16 protein-coding genes and 1 pseudogene are annotated in these 21201 nt (G+C 59.3%); 8 read left to right on the top strand and 9 right to left on the bottom strand.

All coding sequences use genetic code 11. The features are described 5' to 3' along the window. Positions 1–143 precede the first annotated feature (143 nt). Positions 144–458, top strand: a complete 315-nt coding sequence (locus tag BKD70_RS01475; RefSeq protein ID WP_047277644.1) for a putative quinol monooxygenase — start codon at positions 144–146, stop codon at positions 456–458. On the opposite strand, the gene BKD70_RS01470 is transcribed toward BKD70_RS01475, so the two are convergent. Next, complete coding sequence (locus BKD70_RS01470; protein WP_047277646.1) at positions 448–1212, bottom strand: sulfite exporter TauE/SafE family protein; 765 nt, start codon at positions 1210–1212, stop codon at positions 448–450. The two genes, BKD70_RS01475 and BKD70_RS01470, sit on opposite strands and share 11 nt — an antisense overlap. A gap of 142 nt (positions 1213–1354) precedes the next feature. On the opposite strand from BKD70_RS01470, the gene BKD70_RS01465 reads away from it, so the two are divergent. Further along, positions 1355–2239: a LysR substrate-binding domain-containing protein gene (locus BKD70_RS01465; RefSeq protein ID WP_047277647.1), complete on the top strand. Its 885-nt coding sequence runs from the start codon at positions 1355–1357 to the stop codon at positions 2237–2239. A gap of 149 nt (positions 2240–2388) precedes the next feature. Further along, complete coding sequence (locus BKD70_RS01460) at positions 2389–3792, top strand: amino acid permease (RefSeq protein ID WP_047277649.1); 1404 nt, start codon at positions 2389–2391, stop codon at positions 3790–3792. 120 nt (positions 3793–3912) lie between these two features. Here the strand turns inward: BKD70_RS01460 and mmsB are convergent, their stop codons facing one another. Beyond that, positions 3913–4800, bottom strand: a complete 888-nt coding sequence (mmsB, locus tag BKD70_RS01455; protein ID WP_047277651.1) for a 3-hydroxyisobutyrate dehydrogenase — start codon at positions 4798–4800, stop codon at positions 3913–3915. A gap of 10 nt (positions 4801–4810) precedes the next feature. After that, positions 4811–6322, bottom strand: coding sequence for a CoA-acylating methylmalonate-semialdehyde dehydrogenase (locus tag BKD70_RS01450; protein ID WP_047277653.1), 1512 nt, complete (start codon positions 6320–6322; stop codon positions 4811–4813). A 112-nt stretch (positions 6323–6434) separates the two neighbouring features. On the opposite strand from BKD70_RS01450, the gene BKD70_RS01445 reads away from it, so the two are divergent. The 5 genes and pseudogenes from BKD70_RS01445 to BKD70_RS24620 form a co-directional block, all read left to right on the top strand. Beyond that, on the top strand, positions 6435–7382 hold the full coding sequence (locus BKD70_RS01445) for a LysR family transcriptional regulator (protein ID WP_047277656.1): 948 nt from the start codon (positions 6435–6437) through the stop codon (positions 7380–7382). A 238-nt stretch (positions 7383–7620) separates the two neighbouring features. Continuing rightward, positions 7621–8037 carry a hypothetical protein gene (locus tag BKD70_RS25175; RefSeq protein ID WP_047277658.1) on the top strand — a complete coding sequence of 139 codons (417 nt, stop codon included), beginning with the start codon at positions 7621–7623 and terminating at the stop codon, positions 8035–8037. A 7-nt stretch (positions 8038–8044) separates the two neighbouring features. Then, positions 8045–8299: a bacteriocin immunity protein gene (locus BKD70_RS01435; RefSeq protein WP_047277659.1), complete on the top strand. Its 255-nt coding sequence runs from the start codon at positions 8045–8047 to the stop codon at positions 8297–8299. A 22-nt stretch (positions 8300–8321) separates the two neighbouring features. Then, the gene (locus BKD70_RS24625) at positions 8322–8798 is read left to right on the top strand and encodes a hypothetical protein (RefSeq protein ID WP_047277661.1); all 477 of its coding nucleotides are present in this window, start codon (positions 8322–8324) and stop codon (positions 8796–8798) included. Positions 8799–8822: 24 nt separating this feature from the next. Beyond that, positions 8823–8978: pseudogene (locus BKD70_RS24620) on the top strand (bacteriocin immunity protein); the annotation flags it as partial. A gap of 145 nt (positions 8979–9123) precedes the next feature. On the opposite strand, the gene BKD70_RS01425 reads toward BKD70_RS24620, so the two are convergent. The 6 genes from BKD70_RS01425 to recC form a co-directional block, all read right to left on the bottom strand. Continuing rightward, positions 9124–9627: an OmpA family protein gene (locus BKD70_RS01425; RefSeq protein WP_047277663.1), complete on the bottom strand. Its 504-nt coding sequence runs from the start codon at positions 9625–9627 to the stop codon at positions 9124–9126. Between the two features lie 3 nt (positions 9628–9630). Continuing rightward, positions 9631–10902 carry a diguanylate cyclase domain-containing protein gene (locus tag BKD70_RS01420; protein WP_047277665.1) on the bottom strand — a complete coding sequence of 424 codons (1272 nt, stop codon included), beginning with the start codon at positions 10900–10902 and terminating at the stop codon, positions 9631–9633. Continuing rightward, a complete protein-coding gene (locus tag BKD70_RS01415) occupies positions 10899–11399 on the bottom strand; it encodes a YfiR family protein (RefSeq protein WP_230683734.1) in 501 nt (166 codons plus the stop codon). The genes BKD70_RS01420 and BKD70_RS01415 overlap by 4 nt, the downstream gene beginning before the upstream one ends. Before the next feature lie 222 nt (positions 11400–11621). Further along, positions 11622–13706 carry an exodeoxyribonuclease V subunit alpha gene (recD, locus tag BKD70_RS01410; protein WP_047277669.1) on the bottom strand — a complete coding sequence of 695 codons (2085 nt, stop codon included), beginning with the start codon at positions 13704–13706 and terminating at the stop codon, positions 11622–11624. After that, a complete protein-coding gene (gene recB, locus BKD70_RS01405) occupies positions 13703–17395 on the bottom strand; it encodes an exodeoxyribonuclease V subunit beta (protein ID WP_047277672.1) in 3693 nt (1230 codons plus the stop codon). Before recB ends, recD begins: the two co-directional genes overlap by 4 nt. Continuing rightward, complete coding sequence (gene recC, locus BKD70_RS01400) at positions 17395–20844, bottom strand: exodeoxyribonuclease V subunit gamma (protein ID WP_047277674.1); 3450 nt, start codon at positions 20842–20844, stop codon at positions 17395–17397. Before recC ends, recB begins: the two co-directional genes overlap by 1 nt. Positions 20845–21201 lie beyond the last annotated feature (357 nt).

The raw sequence follows: 21201 nt of genomic DNA, 5'->3' as shown, positions 1-21201 counted from the left end.
GTTTAAAAGTGACCGGCACAGTAACGATTCCTTCCTTTAGGAAATACCCGTGCCGCGGCAAATAACATTTGCTCAATAGTCACAAATACCCATCGCATTGTTGCCTTATCCTCTCGAAACCACTGACCTGAGGAGCCGACGAGATGCGCCCATTGCACGGATTTATTCTGCACGCCCACACCAAACCCGAAAAAGCTGACGCCTTTGAAGCGCTGTTTCGTTCCTACGTGGCGCCTAGCCGTCTGGAACCCGGCTGCATCGAGTACCACATGCTGCGCGATCAGCAAGACCCCACCCTGTTCATCTTTTATGAGATCTGGCAGTCCCGCGAGCACTTGGCCGTGCATGAAAACCTGCCGCACATGAAGCAGTTTTTCGACAACCGCATGGACTATCTGGCACGCGACTTTGACGTGCGCCTGATCGACATGCTCAGCCCGTCTTCGGCTAGCCGCTGATTAACAAGTGCGCGCCCAGCAGGGCCATGCCGACGAAAAAGACGCGTTTGAACAACGTCGCACTGACGCGTTGACGCAGGAGTTGCCCGATCCACATGCCGAGCATGGCGGGTAACAGCGCCAGCAGGGACGCGCTCAATTCGCCGCCCCCCAAACTGCCGCGCCCATACAGCCCGGCAGCCAGAGCCAAGGTGGAGACACTGAAGGACAATCCCAAGGCTTGAACCAACTGATTTTTGCCCAGCCCCAAGGCTTGCAGGTACGGCACGGCAGGGATCACGAACACGCCCGTCGCTGAGGTAATGACACCCGTGACCACGCCACACAGCGGCCCGAGCCAAGGCTCACGGGCCGGCGCCACCCGCCAGGTGGGCAAAAACAGTCCGCTCAAGGCGTACAGCAATAACGCGGCCCCTAAGGCGCGCACCACCCCGCTGCCGCCGTCGATGCCGAGCCACAACATGCCGAATCCCGTGCCGCAAACAATCCCCAACTGCATGGGCCATAAACGCCGGATCAAAGCGCGCAATTGACCACCGGCTGCCAATTGCCAGGCATTGGTGACGATCGACGGAATGATCAACAACGCGGCTGCCTGCGCCGGAGCAATAGCCAGCCCCAGCATGCCCATCGCCACCGTAGGCAAGCCCAGGCCGATCATACCTTTGACCGTGCCTGCCATCAGAAACGTGAGCATGACCAGCAGCGACACTGCCCAACCCAGGGTTTGGTAAAACTCGATTAATGTCTTCATGCGCGTATGCTGGCGCACGGCCGACAAGCAGAAAATGCGCCATTGCCAGAGCCAGCCTATTGTTTGGCAAGAGGCTGTATCACCTCACACCGTCCGAATCTCGTCGCCCGACGCTGCGGGTGCAACAGAAGGAAACCCCACGATGCCTGTCGACCTGATTGATTTGCGCCTGTATTTGAACATCGTGCAGGCAGGCAATATCACGGCGGGGGCCCGCCTCAGTCATTTATCGCTGCCCGCTGCCAGCGCCCGGATCAGGGCCATGGAAGCCTCGCTGGGGGTCGAATGTTTGCAGCGCAGCCGACGCGGCATCAGCCCGACGCCAGCGGGTCAGGCGCTGGCCCAGCATGCCCGGGTGCTGCTGCAACAGGCCGAGCGCATGCGGCACGATCTGGCGGAGTACGCACAAGGCTTCAAAGGCCGTGTGCGGCTGCTGTGCAACACCTCCGCACTCACTGAATACCTGCCGGAGTTGCTGGCAGACTTTGTGCGCCAACACCCCGCGATCAGCGTCGATCAGCAAGAACTGACCAGCCTGCGCATTACCCACGCCCTGCGTCAGGATGCGGCCGATATCGGGATCATTTCCGATGCCGTAGACACACACGACCTACAGACCCGCCCCTTTCGCAATGACCCGCTGGTGCTGGTGATCCCGCTTGATCATCCGCTGGCTGAGCACGCGGCCCCGTGTTTTAACGACGCTTTGCGCCATGATTTTGTCGGCCTTTCCGTCCACAGCGCGCTGGCGGTGTACCTTGAGGAACAAGCGCTGCACAGCGGCTTTCGCCTGAACACGCGGCTGCGCGCAGAGGGCTTTGACGGTGTGTTGCGCATGGTCGCCCGTGGCGCCGGGTTGGGGATTGTGCCGCGCGCCACCATTGAGCGATGGCAAGCCCCCCGCACCTTCCGCGTGGTCACGCTCAATGAGCCGTGGGCAGATCGCAAGCTGCTGCTCTGTGCGCGTTCGTTCGAGCAACTTCCGGCGTACGCACAGGCGTTGGCGAACGCGTTGCGCGCGCCGTAGCCTTGTAGGAATTGGCCTAGAAGCACGCATGACTGTATGCCGGAATTTTTACCGGGAGTACTATCGCGGACTTTACTGCGCGAGGGGCTGGCACCTGCCATGCCTGACGTGGACTCCAACACTGAAAACAACAACGAACAGGGCACCTGATGGCTGACCATAACGCTCCCCCCATCACACTCAAGCGCGGCCTGAAAAACCGCCACATCCAGCTGATTGCCCTGGGCGGCGCCATTGGCACGGGGCTGTTCCTCGGCTCGGCGGGCGTCCTCAAGTCCGCCGGGCCATCGATGATCCTGGGCTATGCCATTGCCGGTTTTATCGCGTTCCTGATCATGCGCCAGCTCGGCGAAATGATCGTCGAAGAGCCAGTGGCCGGGTCGTTTAGCCACTTTGCTCACAAGTACTGGGGCGGCTATGCGGGGTTTCTCTCGGGCTGGAACTACTGGGTGCTGTACGTACTGGTGGGCATGGCCGAGCTCACGGCGGTCGGCAAATACATACAGTTCTGGTGGCCCGAGGTGCCGACGTGGGTCAGCGCCGTGGTGTTCTTTGTGCTGGTCAACCTGATCAACACCTTGAATGTGAAAGTGTTCGGGGAGATGGAGTTCTGGTTTGCCATCATCAAAGTGGTGGCGATTATCGGCATGATCGCGCTCGGCTGTTACCTGCTGATCAGTGGCACCGGCGGGCCGCAGGCGTCGATCAGTAACCTGTGGAGCCACGGCGGGTTCTTCCCCAACGGTGGCACCGGGCTGTTGATGGCAATGGCGTTCATCATGTTCTCGTTCGGCGGGCTGGAGCTGGTGGGCATTACCGCTGCCGAAGCCAGCGAGCCGAAAAAAGTCATCCCCAAGGCGATCAACCAGGTGGTGTATCGCGTGCTGATTTTTTACGTCGGCGCCTTGACCGTGTTGCTGGCGCTGTACCCGTGGGATCAGTTGCTGGTCACCCTGGGCGCTTCGGGCGATGCCTACAGCGGCAGCCCGTTTGTGCAGATTTTCGCCCTGATCGGCAGCAACACAGCGGCGCAGATTCTTAACTTCGTGGTGCTGACGGCCGCGCTGTCGGTCTATAACAGCGGCGTTTACTGCAACAGCCGCATGCTCTTCGGCCTGGCCGAACAGGGCGACGCGCCCAAAGCCTTGATGAAACTGACCAAAAACGGCGTGCCGCTGCGGGCTCTGGGTGTGTCGGCGCTGGTGACAATGCTGTGCGTGGTGGTGAACTACGTGGCGCCGCACAAGGCGCTGGAACTGCTGTTTGCGCTGGTGGTTGCCTCGCTGATGATCAACTGGGCGCTGATCAGCCTCACGCACCTCAAGTTCCGCAAGGCCATGGCGGTCCAAGGGGTGGTGCCCTCGTTCAAGGCGTTCTGGTCGCCGTTGAGCAACATCGTGTGCCTGGCCTTCATGGTGATGATTGTGTCAGTGATCTGGATGATTCCCGACGTGCGCGCCTCGGTGTATGCCATCCCCGTGTGGCTGCTGATCATCTACGGTTTCTACCGTATTCGCCTGCGCACTGGCCAACCGTTGGCCACGCAACGCTAGGGTCAGTGCCCGTTTCATCGCCGCTGCAACGAAAACCCCCGGCACTCGCAGAGGACCGGGGGTTTTTAATGGCCGCAAAAAACCGGGATGCCCGCCCGACGCGGACTCCCGGAAAAGACCCTATTCGGGCTTGCGATAACTGTTGATGATGGCGGAAAAGTCCTTGCCGCCCTCGCCGCGCAAACTCATCGCCTGGTACAGCTGCTGAGCCACGGCGCCCAGTACCACCGGCTGATGCGCCTGACGCGCGGCTTCGGTGGCCAGACCCAAGTCCTTGAGCATCAGCTCGGCCCCAAAACCGCCGGTGTACCCCCGTGACGCCGGGGCCGTTTCCACGATGCCCGGCCACGGATTGTAGGTTTCGGAACTCCAGCAGCGCCCGGTCGAGCTGTTGATAACACCGGCCAGCACTTCGGTATCGATGCCCAATGCCGCGCCCAGCGCCATGGCTTCGCTGACACCGACCATGGAAATCCCCAGCAGCAGGTTGTTGCAGATTTTAGCCACTTGACCGGTGCCCACCTCCCCGCAATGGACGATGTTGCGCCCCATCTGCGCGAGTACCGGGTGCAAGGTATCGAACAGCGCTTTTTGCGCACCGACCATAAAGGTCAGGGTGCCGGCCTGCGCGCCACCCGTACCGCCGGACACGGGCGCATCGGCCATCTGCACGCCCTGTTTGGCCGCCGCAGCCGCCACGTCACGGGCCGTTTGCGGGTCGATGGTGCTGCAATCCACGGCAGGAATGCCTTCGCCAATCCCCGCCAACACCCCCTCTTCACCCAACCACACGCTGCGCACGTGAGCGGCAGCGGGCAGCATGGTTATCACCAGCTGCGCCCCCTGCGCGGCCGTCTTGGGCGACGCGCTGATGTGCCCGCCCTGGGCGGCGAGTTCCGAGAGAATGTCCTGGTTCAGGTCGAACAGGTTCAGCGAGTGCCCGGCCTTGATCAGGTTGCGCGCCATTGGCGCGCCCATGTTGCCCAATCCGATAAATGCGATGTTCATGACGCTGTCCTCAACGAAGATTGATGGTGGTGTTGACGCCATCATTCACGCTGTCATCGTCGAACCAACGACTGGTGACGGTCTTGGTCTGGGTATAAAACTGCACGACCTGTTTGCCGTACGGGCCCAGATCACCCAGTTTGGAACCCCGCGAGCCGGTGAAGCTGAAGAACGGGACCGGGACCGGGATCGGAATGTTGATGCCCACCTGACCGACGTCGATTTCACTCTGGAACTTGCGGGCGGCCGCGCCACTTTGGGTAAACAGACCGGTGCCGTTGCCGAAGGGGTTGGCGTTGACCAGCGCGATGGCCTGGTCCAGCGTATCGACCTCCAGTACCACCAACACAGGGCCAAAGATTTCCTGGGTATAGATCTGCATGTCGGTGGTCACGCCCGAAAACAGGGTCGGCCCGACAAAGTTGCCCTGCTCGAAACCCGGCACGCTCACCGTGCGACCATCGAGTTCCAGCTTCGCCCCTTCCTTGATCCCGCTTTCAATCAAGCTGAGCACCCGCTCTTTCGCCCGCTTGGAAATCACCGGGCCGACGTCAGTGCCCGGCTCACTGCCTGCGTTCACTTTGAGTTGTTGCGCCAGCGCCTTGAGGTCTGGCAGCCACTGTTTGGCCGCGCCCACCAGCACCACCACGGAGGTGGCCATGCAACGCTGACCCGCCGCGCCGAAACTGGCACCGACCAGCGCATTCAGGGTCTGTTGACGGTTGGCGTCCGGTAGCACCACGGCGTGGTTCTTGGCGCCCATCATCGATTGCACGCGCTTGCCATGGCGGCCGGCCAGGTCATAGACATGAGTGCCGACCGCGGTTGAGCCGACAAACGAAACAGCTTTGATATCGGCGTGGGTACACAGCGCATCCACCACTTCCTTGCCACCGTGGACCACGTTGAGCACACCCGGCGGCACACCGGCTTCAAGCGCCAGCTCGACCAGCATCAGGGTCGACAACGGGTCTTGCTCCGAAGGCTTGAGAACGAATGTGTTACCGCAGGCGATGGCCATGGGGAACATCCACAGCGGAATCATTGCCGGGAAGTTGAAAGGCGTGATCCCTGCGCACACACCAATGGGTTGACGCAGGGTGTAGGTATCGACCCCGCCCGCGACGTTTTCAGCGAATTCGCCCATTTGCAGCGTGCCGATGGAGCACGCGTGCTCAACCACTTCCAGGCCACGAAAAATATCGCCCTCGGCGTCTGCAATGGTTTTGCCCTGCTCGGCACTGAGCACGGTGGCGATGCGTTTGGAGTGTTCACGGATCAGTGCTTGCAGCTTGAGCATGATGCGCATGCGCGCACCGATCGGCGTCAGCTTCCAGGTCTGGAAGGCACGCTGAGCGGCCTCGATGGCCGCGTTGACTTCAGCTGCAGTGGCGAACGGGACTTTGGCCAGCACTTGCTGAGTGGCCGGGTTGACGATGTCTTGCCACTGCGTGGTTTGCGACTCGATCCACTCACCGTCAATCAGCAAGCGGGCGTTTTGATACGGGGTAGAAGCCGTCATGGAAGTCTCCGGAATTATTCTTATGGGAGGGGCGACGGGTTGGTCGCGGGACTGTTTTTGGAGTATAGGTGTGCGTTCTTCTAATAAGAACGCACATAAAAGCCGGTCTAACATGCAAAAAAACATCACTTCGTTGAGCGCACTGAACTGGGACGACCTGAAGTTTTTTCTTGAGGTGGCCCGTACCCGCAAAGCCAGCAGCGCGGCCAAACGGCTGGCGGTGGACTACACCACGGTATCGCGACGCATCAGTTCGCTGGAGACGGCACTCGGCACGTTGCTGTTTGAAAAGTCGCGCACCAATGGCTTCACCCTGACCAATGAAGGCCAGCGTTTGCTGGGCTATGCGGAGTCAATCGAAAGCACGCTGCACATGGCCTGCGAGCAAGTGTCGGGGTCGGGCGTGGCGTTGTCGGGGCATGTGCGCATGGGCTGCACAGAAGGCTTCGGCAGCTTTTTCATCACCCCGCAGCTCAGCCATTTTGTGGACACCTACCCGGCCATTTCGGTGGACATCCTGCCGCTGCCGCACTTCATCAGCCTGTCCAAGCGCGAAGCTGACATCGTGATCGCGCTGGAGCGCCCCGAGCATGGGCCGTATGTGTGTTGCAAATTGTGCGACTACCGGCTGCAACTCTATGCGACCCAGGACTACCTCGACGCTCACCCGCCGATTCGTCGCCCGTCAGATCTGGCAGAGCATCCGTTTATCAGTTATGTCGACGACCTGGCCTTCAGTTCCGAGCTGCTGTACCTGGCGAACGTCCTGCCGGGCGCCAGCGCCACCCTGCGCAGCACCAGCGTGATCGCCCAATACGTCGCCGCGCAGCAAGGTCGATCAATGGCGATTCTGCCGTGCTTTTTGGCGGCTCAAGACCCGCGCCTGCTGCCGGTATTGCCGCAAGAGATCAATCTCACGCGGCAGTTCTGGATGTACTGCCGCGAGGACCTGCGCAAGCTGAAGCGGATCACCCTGCTGTGGGATTACATCCGTGAGGTGACTGAGCTGAATGCGCCGTTGCTGCTCGGGGAAACGCGGGCGTTGAAGTTTGCCGATTGAGCATTTAACGGGGGTTAGCAAGCCATTTCCAACGCCTTGTAACAAGACTTGGAGGTAACTCGTCATACGCCGACGTGTGCATTCCGCCCCACTCAAGGGTGCCTCCCCATTCAAGCATCCAGTGACGACTTTTTATAACTTTTGAGAATCTTCCTACCGACAAGCCAAACATCTGTGAAGTAGCGTCCTGTTGCACTTAGGCGGTGAATACGGATCGTCAAATTGCAGAGGCGGTGTTATGGCGGTTAAGCATATCTTCCCGAATACCCTGGGATGTAATGGGATAGATGGCAACCGGCGACATGCCGAGGCGACAGAGGACGCACAGGCCGCTTGGGACAGAACACTGGCGGCGAATGCACGGAACGAGCGGGAAGCTGACGCACGCAGGCGTTCGATCAAGAAGCCGGATGAAGTGGCCTCACGCGGATGCGTCTTTGCCAAGCGTTGCACGCTGCCAGAAGGGACCATTAACTACATCAGTCCCGGCGGAGCCATCCCCACCGATCCGGTTAGCCAATATGGCGAGTTTGCCTTGCTGGGTGGCCGTGAAACGGATGCACAAGAAGTAGCCAAGGGCGGTAAAGCTTACGATGTCGATAACCTGAACGTCGTCACGCCGAAGCACCACATCGACATCCACAGGAACGGATAACACGACAATGAAGAAAGATATCACCGACTTTACCGAAGACGAATTCATCGCATTCATGCACAAGATTCTGGCTGAAAACGTAGCGCCAACGGATGATGTATTAGACGTGCTCCTAGAGGAGTTCTGCGAGATCACTGGTCATCCAGATGGCACCGACCTTATCTACTATCCTGAAGCTGACTCCAGCGGATCAGCAGAGGATGTAACACGCGTCGTGAAGGAATGGCGCGCTGCTCAAGGACTGCCGGGATTTAAAGAGTAATCAAGGGAGCGTAAAAGAAAATATGGAGCTTCGCCCTGACTTAATGCCACCGGTGCTGGATGAATCCTTGGTTTCTCGGCTGACGAAATACGCTGAAGAAATTGATTGCGGACATCACGAACAAACTCGGAGTCAAGTGGCAGCGTTCAACCGGGAAGCAATGACCGCACTTGAGTTCATCGACTTTCAGGGAATCTATGGTGGGCAATCTCACGACACATGGGTTCGCAAAGTCTTAGCAACACCGTATGAGCGGCGCCTGACGGATGTAACCAAGCAAGAGTTGGTTGAGTTGGCTCGAAGGGTCATGGAGGATGTTGGCGCTGACCATGAAGTCGAGTTCTGGTTGAGCATGTTGGCAATCAACATACCCAATGAACGTATATCCGATCTGATTTTCTGGCCGGATGAGTACTTTGGCGATGTGAACTACTCGCAGAGACTATCGCCAGAGCAGGTAGTAGAAATTGCGTTGGGTGATCGAGATATAGAGCTGTAATCAAGACCCGCCCACACCAACTTGCTCCTGTTGCACTTCGAGAAGGTAAGCGAGCACCCAGCAGGATCAGACTTGATCTACTATCCAGAGCCAGGAGCAGATAACCCCCCTGAAGGTGTGACGCAGATTGTAAAAGAATGGCGTGCGTCCAAGGGCTTGCCGGGGTTCAAAGACAATTGACTTCCACTGCTAGGGAGAAGGGATGACGATGGCATGGCGCCAACCGTCAACGGTGAAATGACATTCAGACGCCCACTGAATACGCCGTTGCTGCTCGGGGAAAAGCGGGCGTTGAAGTTTGCCGATCATCCGCTTTGATACCGGATCAGTCCGCGATGACCACAATCGAGACCCGGCGGTTTTCGGTACGTCCGGCGCGGGTTTTGTTGGACGCTACGGGTTCACGGCTGCCGAGGCCTCGCACCTGGATGTTTTCCGGGCGCATGCCCACTTGGGTCAGTACGTTGACCACGCTGTTGGCGCGGCGCACTGAGAGTTGCTCGTTGTAGGCTTCTTGACCCGAGGCGTCCGTGTGGCCGTCGACGCGCACGCGTTGGATATCCACAGCCAGCAACGCTTTGCCGATACGTTCGACGATTTCCCGGCTTTGCGCGTTGAGCACTTCGAGGTCGCTGCCAAACAGGACTTTGCCCGACAAACCAAACGCCCAGCCTTCTTCGGTCAGTTCAAAGCCTTGTTGTTTGAGTACGGCGATTTGCGCCGGAGTCAGGCCTTTTTGCGGCGCCGTCTGGCAACCGCTCAGCGTCAGCATGACGAACAAGACGCCGAGGCCGAAAAACTGAAAATAACGCTGAGTCATCGCGCGCATGGGTTAGCTCCTGAGGGTGACGGGGGGCGCAAGAGACTGGTCTTGCGCCAGGTGTTGGCCGCCCCGGTCCTGGCGCTTGGCCTGGTACATCGCGGTATCGGCGGCACTGAGCAGTGAGTCCGGGGTGGCGCCATGTTCGGGGTAAACCGCAATGCCAATACTGAGCGAGGTCACGACCTGCACCTGATGGGGCAAGTCGATGGGCGCCAGCATGCTGGCAATGATCTTGTCGGCAATACGTTGCGCATCTTCGGGTTTGTGCAGCGGGGTCAGCAGAATCGCAAATTCATCGCCTCCCAGGCGCGCCACCAGGTCCTCTTCGCGCAGTTGGGCGCGTATGCGCGACGCGACGGCGACCAGCACAGCATCGCCTGCCGCATGGCCATAGGTGTCGTTAATGCCTTTGAAACGATCGCTGTCGAGGAACAACACGGCCGCTTTTTCGTCGGCTTTTTTCAGTTTGCGCAAGGTCCGCGCCAAGCGTGCTTCGAAGTAGGCGCGGTTGGGCAGGTCGGTCAATGAATCGTGGCTGGCCTGATGGGCGAGGGTTTCATTCTCGTTTTTCAAATGGGTTTGCCATGACTCCAACTCGTCGAGCAGAGCGTTGAAGTCGTTGCCCAGGTTATTCAGTTCCTGAATCCGGGCTTCAGGCACCCGCTGATCAAAGGCCCGCTCCTGACGCGCCGCGTGGGCAACACGGGCTAACTGCCGAAGTGGCCCGGTGATGCCATTGAGCAAGCGTCGTGACAGAAACAACGCACTCCAGGCGCTGAGGATGGTGCACACCAGAATGCCGAGCAGGCCACTGAGCAAGAAGCGCAGCATGTTGGCGCCGTGGCCGCTGAGGGTGACGGTGCCGACTTCGCGCCCCTGGTGCAGGATGGGCAAGGTGATGGGTTGCGCCAGCAAGCTGTTGGCCAGCAGCATTTCGACTTTGGACAACAGGTCGGTTTCGGGGCGTTTCCACTGCGCCAGTAATTCGCCGTCAGCGGTGAACACCTTGGCATCGGCCACGGCTTCGGTCGAAGCGATCAACGCCAACGCTTCGGTGGCTGCTGCGCGGTCTTCGAATACCACAGCTGCCTCGACGGTGTAATTGATGGAGCGGCCGATGAGGTGCAGGTTGTGGTCGGCGTACACCTTCAACGCGACCACTCCCAAAATGGTCAGCGATACGCTGGCCATCGTCACCGCCACCAGCGCCAGCCCTAAATGCCCACGGCTTAGCACCGAACGCAGGCTGCGCCGTTGTTGGGGCTTTTTCGACGCACTCATGGCTGGGCGGCCCGCCGACGCGACAGTTGCAACACACTGGGGTGAATGCGCACGCCGCTTCGGGCCACGGAATCGAGGTTGACCTCAAAAGACACTTGTTCATCGCCCACGCGCAAACAAAACAATGTGCCGACGGTGCAACGGTCATCGCGCTCACTGATGCTCAACACCGGCTGGCCATTGAGCCGTTGGAACAGCGTGCTGCGCTCCTCTTCCGTGAGTTTTCCCAAGTACAGTGCGTTGCAGTCGCTGACGATGGCGGGGTTATTTGCCAGCAAACGTCGGACCTGCACCGGCCGGCCTGTGGATTGGGTCGCGCCCTTGAGCAAGTCATCGGTGTATTCGGTCGGGCCGACCACACACAGGTGCAGCTCGGCCGGTTCGACGGGCCAGCGCGCATAGCTGAGGATGCCGAGGACGACTTGTGTCACGGCTTTGGCACGCTGATCAGCCAGACTGATCGGCGTTTCAGGTTGGGCAAAGCAGGGAGTGCTCATCAGAAACAGGCAAAGTGGGAGCCAGAAATGCCACCCTCTGCAACGCTGCTCTGAAGATGAGGCAGCCACGTCCATGCAGGAATACTCTGTGAACTTTGTAGGAATGATGCCGCAACGATAGCACAGGCGATGTACCGCCTGTGATACACGTCACGTTTCATCCATCGCCCCCACCTGTGCCCTATACGGCCCTAGTCTTCCTATCGAAGGCACGCGTTGGCTTTATCCCAGCCCCAACATCAACCCGCTGAGACGCTTCACTTTGCGCAACACCGCGCCCTCGAAAACGCCCGCACGCGGCTCGATCAAGCTGAACCAGTGTTTGGCCCGCGTGATGCCGGTGTAGATCAGTTCTTTGGTCAAAACCGGGTTGAGCGCCTCCGGGAGCACCAGTGCCGTGTGGGAAAACTCAGAGCCTTGGGACTTATGCACAGTCATGGCATACACCGTTTCGACATCATTCAGACGACTGGGCAATACAAAGCGGATGCCGCCCTGCCCATCGTTACGCGCAAAGGCCACGCGCAGCACGTGCCGTTCGGTGTGACCGTCGCGTTCAGGGAGTTTCAGGGCGATGCCGATGTCCCCGTTCATCAGCCCGAGGCCGTAGTCGTTGCGGGTCATGAGAACCGGTCGGCCTTCGTACCAGTGTTGGTCGCTTTCAATCAGTTTGCGGGCAAAGAGCGCGCGAGTGATGCGCTCGTTCAAACCCTCGACGCCCCAAGGGCCTTTCCGTACCGCGCAGAGCACTTGAAACGCCTCAAAAGCAGCCAGCACCTCGCCCGCCCACGCTGCCCAGCAAGGGTCTTCGAGCGGCGCGCCGGTGGCCGGACGCTGATCGCGCAAGACCTCCAGATAATGCCGATAGCCTTTTGCCTCGCCCCCTCGCCCTTCGAGCACCAGGCGCTCGAAATGCGTGTCCTGATCCCCCTTGAGCGCCAGCGCCGACAGGTCTGCGTACTCGCCAGAGGACAAGAGCGTACGGGCTTGCTGCGCCTGCTGCTGATTAACCAGACGCGAAAGCTGCCCGATTCCGCTGCCCTCTCCGAACCGCCGTGAATGACGCAGCATCACCACTTGTTGGGCCAATGGGTGCGTGCCATCCAGGTCCTGCTGCAAACCACTGTCCGCCAGGTTCTCACCGCTGACGCGCTCCAGCCAGGCGCGGGTCGCCGGGGTGTACCAACCAGCTTCGGCATCGCGACACAAATCGCCGAGCACGGCGCCCGCCTCCACCGAGGCCAATTGATCCTTGTCACCGAGCAGTACCAGCCGCGCATGGTCCGGCAGCGCATCCAGCACGTTGGCCATCATTTCCAGATCAATCATGGAGGCTTCGTCGACCACCAGCACGTCCAGCGGCAACCGGTTGCCCGCATGATGACGGAAGTGCCGCGTACCGGGTCGGCTACCGAGGAGTCGGTGAACGGTGGTCACATCACTGGGGATTTTTTGCCGAAGGTTGTCGTCCACTTCAAGGGATCTGACCTGAAGGCTGATGGATTCCGTCAAACGTGCAGCGGCTTTCCCGGTGGGTGCGGCCAGGCGAATCCGCAGAGGCGTGCCGGCTTCCACGGCGGGGGCTTGCAGCAGGGCCAACAAACGCACGACGGTGGTAGTTTTGCCTGTACCGGGGCCGCCCGTGACGATGCTGAAGGCACCACGGGTGGCCAGCGCACAGGCCAACTTTTGCCAGTCAATCGGCGCATTCGCCTGCGGACAGCCGAACAAGGTATTCAAGCGCGCAGGCAAGTCGTCAGGCGTCATCTCGGACACGGTCAGGCGTTGACGCAACGCGTTGTCGATTCGTCGCTCATACGCCCAATAACGCCGCAAGTACACACGCCGTTCGCTGATCACTAACGGTCGGTTGGCGGCTTCTGCCGAGGCATGCCCTGCGTGCTCAACCAACGGGCTGGCCTGTAACGCCTTACACCACGCTTCACCGTCCAGCGCCTCCAGCAATTGCGAAGGCAGCAGCATGGCGCCGGTCTGCACATCCCCTTCGGGCGGCAGCGACAGCGCAAAGTCGGGTTCTTTGAGGGTTTCGAACAGGTCCAGACAGACGTGCCCGTGCCCCAGTTGATGGCTGGTCAAGGCCGCGGCCAACAAGACCAGCGGATCGCCATGCGGTGCGCGCTCATGCAAAAAGGCGACGAAGGCTTTGTCCAGCGCACGCAGCCAACCCCGTTCGACCCAGCGCTCAAGCAGCAGCAATAAATCCTCGGCCCGGGTCAGTGGTTGCAACAGCGCAAGGCTCTCGGCCGTCAACGGGGTGGGCAACAGTTCGGCAAACGAACGACTCATAACAACACTCCCTGTTCCCACGCGGGTTCAGCCACAATGGGCGGTGCCTTACCTTGAAATATGACGTCCAGGCTTTCAATCAGATTTCTGGGCGGCCGAGTGAAAAAGACGCCCTGACTTTGGGAACGTGTACCCCGTAAAAACAGGTATAACGCACCGCCCATGTGCCGGTCGTAGTCGTAGTCCGCCAAGCGGGCCTTGAGTTGGCGGTGCAGGGCCAACAGGTAAAGCACGTATTGCAGGTCGTAACGGTTGTCCAGGATAGACGCGGTCATGGCCTCTTCGGTATAGGCCATGTCGTCTGGCCCAAGCCAGTTGGACTTGTAGTCGGCCACGTAATAGCGCCCGGCGTGCTCGAATGTCAGGTCGATAAATCCCTTGAACATCCCGTTGAGCACGCTCGGTTCAGCGGCGGGCCGCGCGGCCCCGCCATGGGTGTGCTGGCGCACGGTTTGATCGAGTTGCAGCACGTCGACTTTATGACTGGCGAACCAGAACTCCATTTCAATCTGATACTGGGTCAATTCGCTCAGGACCACGGCGGGCTGGCCATTATTCAGCCGCAACGGTTCATCTTGCAGGTGCACCAGCCACTCGCCGAGGGTTTCGATCCAGCCTTCCCAACCCCGCCGGTTGCAACGGCGCGCAACGGCGTCCTCGACCACCGAAGGCGTTGCCTTGAAACCCTCCCTGCCCGCCCATTCGAGCAAGCCGTGCAAGAACGTTCCCGGATTCGGCCCACGTGGAAAACGGTGAATATCCCCACCACTGAGCAACACGTCGCGCGGAGCATCCGGATCAAGCCGCTCGTCATCCGAGAGCTTTTGTGCCAAAGCACTTTCCGGCGCCTCGGACGGGCTGAGGCTGTCACCAATGCGCAATGCACTGTAGGACGCAATCCACCAGTTTTCAGACGCCCGCCGCGCAGGGACCCGAGGTTTAAGCAGCGTCGCCAGATTGAGCGGCGGGTAAAAATGCGCTTCGCTGGCGGGCGGTACAGGGGCGTAGTCAATCGCCGCACAGCCCTGCTGCAGATCGGCCAGCCACCGCTCCAAACCGGGCGACTCGGTCAGCAACGCGCCGCCACCGAGCAAATACCCCAAAGCCGAGACATGCAAGACCGAGCGATTGTTGTTACCGCGTTTCAGGTCGGCCACGCCCAGCCAGCAGGCATGCCGGGCGCGCGTCAACGCGACATAGAGCAAGCGCAGGTCTTCGGCCAGGCGCTCATCGTCAGCCTGGGTAATCAGCTCGGGCGTCGGCTTGAGGCTGACGTGCGCGTGACCGTCAGCGTCATGGAAATGCAAGGGCAAACGGCTGCCATCCACCGGCTTGGTTGAGCAAATAAAAGGCAAAAACACCAACGGGTATTCCAAGCCTTTGGATTTGTGGATGGTCACCACTTTGACCAGTTGCTCATCGCTCTCGAGGCGCAAAATTTGCTCTTCACCGGTCTGCCCGGATAACGCCAGGTGCTCACTCAGGTGCCGAATCAACGCCTGCTCGCCATCCAGTTCGGCGGATGCTTGCTGGAGCAGTTCCGACAAGTGCAGCACGTTGGTCAGCACGCGTTCACCGTCGGTACGCGCCATCAGCGCCTGGGGCAATTTGAAGTCGTGCAGCAGACGGCGCAGCATGGCCAGCACCCCTTGCTTGCGCCAGATTTCACGGTAGCCACGGAATTGCATCACGCGCGATTCCCACGCCAGTTCGTCCTGATTCAGACGCTCCAGTTCAATCAGCGGCAAGTCGAGCGTTATGCAGGCAAGCGCTGCGCGCAGAGGACGTTCGACGTCAGGTTCGGCACACGCGTTGAGCCACGCCAATACGTCATGCGCTTCTTGCGCCGCGTAGACCGAATCCTTGTCTGAGAGGTAAACGCTTCGCACGCCACGCACCGACAATTCACGCCGAACGGCCTGAGCTTCCTTACCGTCGCGCACCAAAATGGCAATGTCGGCCGGTAGTACGCCGCGCAGGGCGTCATCGTCCTTGGCAAAACCGCAACGGCCTTGTTGCCCTCCATTGAGTAACTCGACAATTTGACCTGCGCATACCGCAGCCAGCTGCTGTCGATAAACCGCTCCTGAAATCGGTTGTTCAGAAGGCAGCAACCACAGGTTCATCGCCGTGACGGGTTGGCCATCCTGGAGCAACACTTCCTTTCGGCCCTGGGATTTGACCGAGACAAAAGGCACAGGGTTTTCGTCCCCATCACGAAACAGAAAAGCCCCACGACCCGCGTCCCGTTGTTCAGCACGCTCAAACACATGGTTGACCGCATTGACCATGGCATGGCTGGAGCGGAAGTTCGTGTCTAACGTGTGCAATCGTCCACGCGTGGCATGCCGGGCCCGCAAGTAGGTGTAAATGTCCGCGCCGCGAAACGCGTAGATGGCTTGTTTCGGGTCACCGATCAGGAACAGGCCGGTCTCCGGGCTGTTGGCCTCAATGCGGTAAATGGTCTCAAAAATGCGGTACTGCACGGGGTCTGTGTCTTGAAATTCGTCGATCAGCGCGACCGGAAATTGCTCACGAATCAGAATGGCCAGACGCTCCCCGCCCTCAGCCTGCAAGGCTGTGTCGAGACGAACGAGCATGTCGTCAAACCCCATCTCGGCGCGTCGGCGCTTTTCCTCTTCGAAACGCTCACTCACCCAGCGCGCCGCATGCTCCAGCACTGCCGCATCCGGACTTGGCAACGCATCCAGGGCTGCCTTGAGCTCGTGCATGGCGTCAAGGGCCGGATGCCGTGGCGGCTCACCCTTTTTCCAGGCTTGCGCCATTCCTTCAGGTGTCAGCCGTGTGAACCCGGTACCCAGGTCCAGTTGTTCCAATGAGGCGTCTGACGCCCAGGCAGACAGTTTTTCAAACCAGGGTTCGAAATAGCGCGCCTGCATTTTCCGACCGTCGACGGTTTTATCGGCCACACCTTGCAGGCAAATATCGCGCAACTCTTGCGCCCATTGCAGCCAAGGTGCTTTTAACCCGGTCAACACCTGGCGCCGTTCGAGCAGGCTCGCTTCAATCATTTCTGCTGGCGTTTGATCGGGGTTTGCGGCGGGCCGCGAGGTGCCAAACAAGGCGCGAACCCGTGGTAACAGGGCAGCCGGGCCACTCCAGTTTGCGCGCACCCAATTCAGCGCATCGCCATGCATCGGGTAGCAAAACAGTCGCCAGTAATCACGCAGCACTTCGCCCAGCAAATCGCTGTGGTCGGTCTCAAGGGTTTGGGTGAAGAGGCTGCCGCTGTCAAATGCGTGCTCGCGCAACATGCGCTGGCACCAACTGTGGATGGTTGAAACCGCGGCTTCATCCATCCACTGTGCGGCAATGTCCAACCGCCCGGCGCACCCTGCCCATTGCCCGGGTTCGAACTCTTCGCGCAACTGTGCGACCAGTGCATCGGGGGCTTCGGTTTCTTCGCGAAAGAAGCGCGCAGCTTCAGCAAGACGCGTACGAATCCGGTCGCGCAACTCTTTGGTCGCGGCATCGGTAAAGGTGACGACCAGGATTTGCGGTGGCAGTAGTTCTCGGCCAAAGCCGGTTTCCTGCGCACCGTGGCCAAGAATCAGACGCAGGTACAGCGCAGAGATGGTGAACGTTTTGCCTGTGCCTGCGCTGGCTTCGATCAGTTGACTGCCGCGTAACGGGAAGGCCAGTGCCAAAGGACGGTCGAGTTGATTCATCAGCGGCTCTCCTCGCCGGTCAAGGAGCGCCAAGGCGCGTCGAGCAACGGGCGGTAAAGCGCATCGCACCAGGCTTCAAATTCTTCTACCGCCATCAAGGCTGCGTAGTCGGGGTACTGCCGGGACAGCGCAGCGCTTTCACGCCGCTCACCTTCGCTGGTCTGACCGTCGCCTTCATAGGTTTTCTGGGCGGCCGCAGCGGCTTTGGCAGGATCGTTTTGGCCCAGCCACGCAAAGGCTGTTTTGACCGCGATGGGTAGCGGACGGCTCATGCCTGCCTGCCAGGCCATCATCAAATTGCCAAGGATCTCGGCGGCCTGCCTCGCATCAAGGGGCGCAAGCAGCAAGGTGTCATCGCTCGCCACCAAAGCGGTGGACATCTCTAAACCGGTGGCACAGGCCACCAAGTGGTTAACCCACGGGCGCGTCAATCGATGCCATTTACGGGTTTTGACTGCGCCAATGCTGTTAGGAATTGTCGTAATGGAGAGTAAGCCGTTGTCGCTGCGCTGATGCAGATTGGCCAACCAGCCTTCAAGGACCAGGCCATGATCTTCAAACCTGACAGGTAGGGCACTGTTGAGGGGGGTTGGCCACATACTTAATAGCTGCTGATAACGCTGCAATACGTCAGGTAACGGTTCGATCAGCTCGTGCTGCAATGATTCGCCAAATCCGGCCATGGGCAATAAGCCACTGCCTTGTAACCGGGTGGCGCGAGCGTGCAATGCTTTTTCGAGCTGGTCAGGTTGCGCCAGGGCGGCCTCAAGCAAGCTGTCACTAAGGGTATAGCGCTCCAAGGCATCGAGCACGAAGGGCTCTTCGTCGGCCAAAGGTACGTGCGCGGCCTCAAAGAACACTTTTAGCCGCTGGCTGAAGAAGTGACGCACGGGGTTACGTAAAAAGTCCTGAAGCTGGGTCAGATTGATCGGTTCTTCTTGTACGTGAGCCGATAAATGGATGGGCACGGGCACTTCGCTTTGCGGCTCATGGAGTTGCTGCCACTCACGGGCATAACTGAATAGCTTGGGATCGCCTTCATGAAAATAGCGAGTGCTGAACGGCTGAAGCGGATGCTCCTGTGTCATGGCGTCCAGCAAGTCTTCACCCTGCGGGAGCCTCCAGCCGCTGGCCAAGTGATCACGCAACTGGCCAATTAATACGCATGCGGGGCGCTCACTGTTATCCCGGATACTTCGTCCGACCCAGCTGATATAGAGCTGATCGCGGGCCGAAAGTAGCGCTTCCAGCAGCAGGTAACGGTCATCTTCCCGGCGGGAACGGTCGCCCGGACGGTAGTCGCTGCCCATCAAGTCAAAATCCAGCGGGGGCTGAGCGCGCGGGTAGTCGCCATCGTTCATACCCAACAAGCACACGAGTTTGAACGGGATGGCCCGCATCGGCATCAACGTGCAGAAATTGACTGCCCCGGCCAGAAAGCGCTGAGAGAGTTTGCCTTGGTCCAGCCCGGTCAGCCAGGCTTCACGCACGACTGTCAGGGGTAATGCATCTTGCAGACCGACCAGCTCACAGGTCTCCAGCCAGCTTTCGCGCAGCGCTTCAAGCTGGGCCAGCAGGTAGTCGTCATGATCGGTTTCAGCCTGGAAAAACAGCTGCATCAACGCTTGAAGCCGTTCACCCCATTGATGCGGTAAAGCCGGTTGCGACAGCTCCTGGTGCGCAATTTCGAGCGCATCCAACAGGGCCACCAGCGGGCCAATCAAGACCGCGTCCAGACCGCCGATTTCGTCGTAAGGCTCAATGCCATCGCACCCTTCACCGCTGCCCACCGCGTATCCCAGTAGCATGCGGCGCAGACCAAAACGCCAACTGTTTTGCTCAAGGTGCGGTGGCAACCCCAGGCCTGCACGCTGCTCGGCATTTAATCCCCAGCGAATACCTGCACCTTCAATCCAGCGGTGCAAGGTGGGCAGGTCGCGCTCTTGAACGCCAAAGCGGGCACGCAAGGCCGGTACGTCGAGCAGGTCAAGAATTTCACTGACGGGAAATCGGCTGTCTGGCAGTTTCAGCAAGTGCTCGACCGCAATCAAAAGTGGATCCCGCCCTCGCTGTCCTTGGTCGGCCAGCGTGAACGGGATGAAACGGCGATCATCGCGATCGATCTGCCCGAACACGGCGCGAATATGCGGGGCGTAACTGTCGACATCCGGCACCATCACGATCACATCACGTGGATGAAGATCAGGATTTTCGCTAAAACGCGCCAGTAATTGATCGTGAAGAATCTCAACTTCTCGCTGAGCACTGTGCGCAATGTGGAAACGGATGGATTGGTCTTTTTCCAAATCCACTGCAGGCCAATACTCGCGGGTTTCGCTCAACGGGCGCAGCTCAAGGATGTCGTCCTGCAATTGGTTGAGCAGGTTGAGGGGTTCCACTTCACTGAACAGATCGATGCGGCCATCACGGAACGCAGATCGATAGCTGTTGGGGTCATCAAAACTGTCGAGCAGGTTAATGTAATCACGGCCCTGCTTGCCCCACGCTGCCAATAAGGGGTGGGCGTGTTGATGCAGGATGTCTACGTCCAATGCTGTAGGCATGCCGGCTTTACGCGCTTGGCGTTTGTATTGATGCCGTAGCAGATCTTTATCGGCAACGATGTCAGACCAATGATGGCGACACGGGTTGTGCACGCACAGCAACACTTGGCTGAAGCGTGCAAGTCCCGCCAGCGCTTCGAGGGCCTGAGCTGGCAGTGACGAAATACCAAATACGATGACCCTGGCAGGCAAGCCCGGCGGCGCTTGTTCAAGACTGTTTATCTTTTCAATAAAACGCTGATGAACACCGGCACGGCTTTGAGCCATGCCTTCTTCACCGACATCCAGCAACAAGGCGCGCCACAGTTCCGCTTGCCAGCAATTGGCAGGGCTCAACGGCGGGGTTTCGCCTCGCGCATTTCGTAATTGATGGCGCCCGGCGGCCCAATCTTCGAGCCAGTCCGCGCGATACACCTGGTATTGGTCAAACAGGTCTGCAAGGCGTTCCGACAATTGATAGCGCTTGCGCAGATCAGTGTCATGCGTCAAAAAACGCTGCAGAGGCTCGAAATGGGGCTGATCGATCAGGGCGGGTAACAGGCGCATCAGTCGCCACGTTAAGGGGGCTTTATCGAGCAAGGATTTGGCGGGGATCTCTTCGCTGCCAAGTACAAGTCGATACAGCTGCCACAAAAACGTGCCAGGGAGCTGAACGTCTATCGCTGCCGCAATGCCGCAGCCACCCGTATCATCGTCCTGTGCATCTTCGGCTAAGGCCAGCTTCAGCCATTGAGCAATGCCATTGCTCTGGACGAGAGCAATTTCGTTCTCCAAGGGAGCCAAGGGATACATGCGCATCCAACTGACGACCAAGCTGCGCAGTTCATCAAGACGGTTACCGTGAACCACCATAAAACCCGCATTGAGGGACGTAGCAACCGTCATGACAGCATCCTTAGGAGAAGGCGAAAATCAAAGGCGAACCTTACCACTGCGCAGGCGCGTGAAGGCAAGTTGCGAGCTGCAAAGTAGGCGCATGGGCACTGCGGCTTTGACTGAACAACCGGGCCTTTGAGCCTGTAGGAGGGAAGAGCTTTGTTGGCGCTGGTAGCGTTGAGGCCAAGCAAGGTTGGCCGGCAAGAGTTTCGTCAATTGAGGCCGTCGGAGGCGTGTAACTCTTCTTGAGGAATGGGGTTACCCGTAGAAATACCTGAAAGCTCTTTTTCAGGCACAAAAACAAAATCCCTGTCTGCGTGAGCAGACAGGGATTTCGGAATTTAATCTTGACGATGACCTACTCTC

Source organism: Pseudomonas sp. BS-2016, from assembly GCF_001806145.1.
In the GTDB taxonomy this organism is placed as follows: Bacteria; Pseudomonadota; Gammaproteobacteria; order Pseudomonadales; family Pseudomonadaceae; genus Aquipseudomonas; species Aquipseudomonas lundensis.
This window is presented reverse-complemented; position numbering and strand designations above follow the sequence as displayed.

Bases quoted from the DNA above. Each gene is read 5' to 3' on its own strand.
- recC (WP_047277674.1), bottom strand. From the start codon at position 20,844: ATGACGGTTGCTACGTCCCTCAATGCGGGTTTTATGGTGGTTCACGGT.
- BKD70_RS01415 (WP_230683734.1), bottom strand. From the start codon at position 11,399: ATGAGCACTCCCTGCTTTGCCCAACCTGAAACGCCGATCAGTCTGGCT.
- BKD70_RS01460 (WP_047277649.1), top strand. From the start codon at position 2,389: ATGGCTGACCATAACGCTCCCCCCATCACACTCAAGCGCGGCCTGAAA.
- BKD70_RS25175 (WP_047277658.1), top strand. From the start codon at position 7,621: ATGGCGGTTAAGCATATCTTCCCGAATACCCTGGGATGTAATGGGATA.
- BKD70_RS01475 (WP_047277644.1), top strand. From the start codon at position 144: ATGCGCCCATTGCACGGATTTATTCTGCACGCCCACACCAAACCCGAA.
- BKD70_RS01435 (WP_047277659.1), top strand. From the start codon at position 8,045: ATGAAGAAAGATATCACCGACTTTACCGAAGACGAATTCATCGCATTC.
- recB (WP_047277672.1), bottom strand. From the start codon at position 17,395: ATGAATCAACTCGACCGTCCTTTGGCACTGGCCTTCCCGTTACGCGGC.
- BKD70_RS01420 (WP_047277665.1), bottom strand. From the start codon at position 10,902: ATGAGTGCGTCGAAAAAGCCCCAACAACGGCGCAGCCTGCGTTCGGTG.
- BKD70_RS01465 (WP_047277647.1), top strand. From the start codon at position 1,355: ATGCCTGTCGACCTGATTGATTTGCGCCTGTATTTGAACATCGTGCAG.
- BKD70_RS01425 (WP_047277663.1), bottom strand. From the start codon at position 9,627: ATGCGCGCGATGACTCAGCGTTATTTTCAGTTTTTCGGCCTCGGCGTC.
- mmsB (WP_047277651.1), bottom strand. From the start codon at position 4,800: ATGAACATCGCATTTATCGGATTGGGCAACATGGGCGCGCCAATGGCG.
- recD (WP_047277669.1), bottom strand. From the start codon at position 13,706: ATGAGTCGTTCGTTTGCCGAACTGTTGCCCACCCCGTTGACGGCCGAG.
- BKD70_RS01445 (WP_047277656.1), top strand. From the start codon at position 6,435: ATGCAAAAAAACATCACTTCGTTGAGCGCACTGAACTGGGACGACCTG.
- BKD70_RS01450 (WP_047277653.1), bottom strand. From the start codon at position 6,322: ATGACGGCTTCTACCCCGTATCAAAACGCCCGCTTGCTGATTGACGGT.
- BKD70_RS24625 (WP_047277661.1), top strand. From the start codon at position 8,322: ATGGAGCTTCGCCCTGACTTAATGCCACCGGTGCTGGATGAATCCTTG.
- BKD70_RS01470 (WP_047277646.1), bottom strand. From the start codon at position 1,212: ATGAAGACATTAATCGAGTTTTACCAAACCCTGGGTTGGGCAGTGTCG.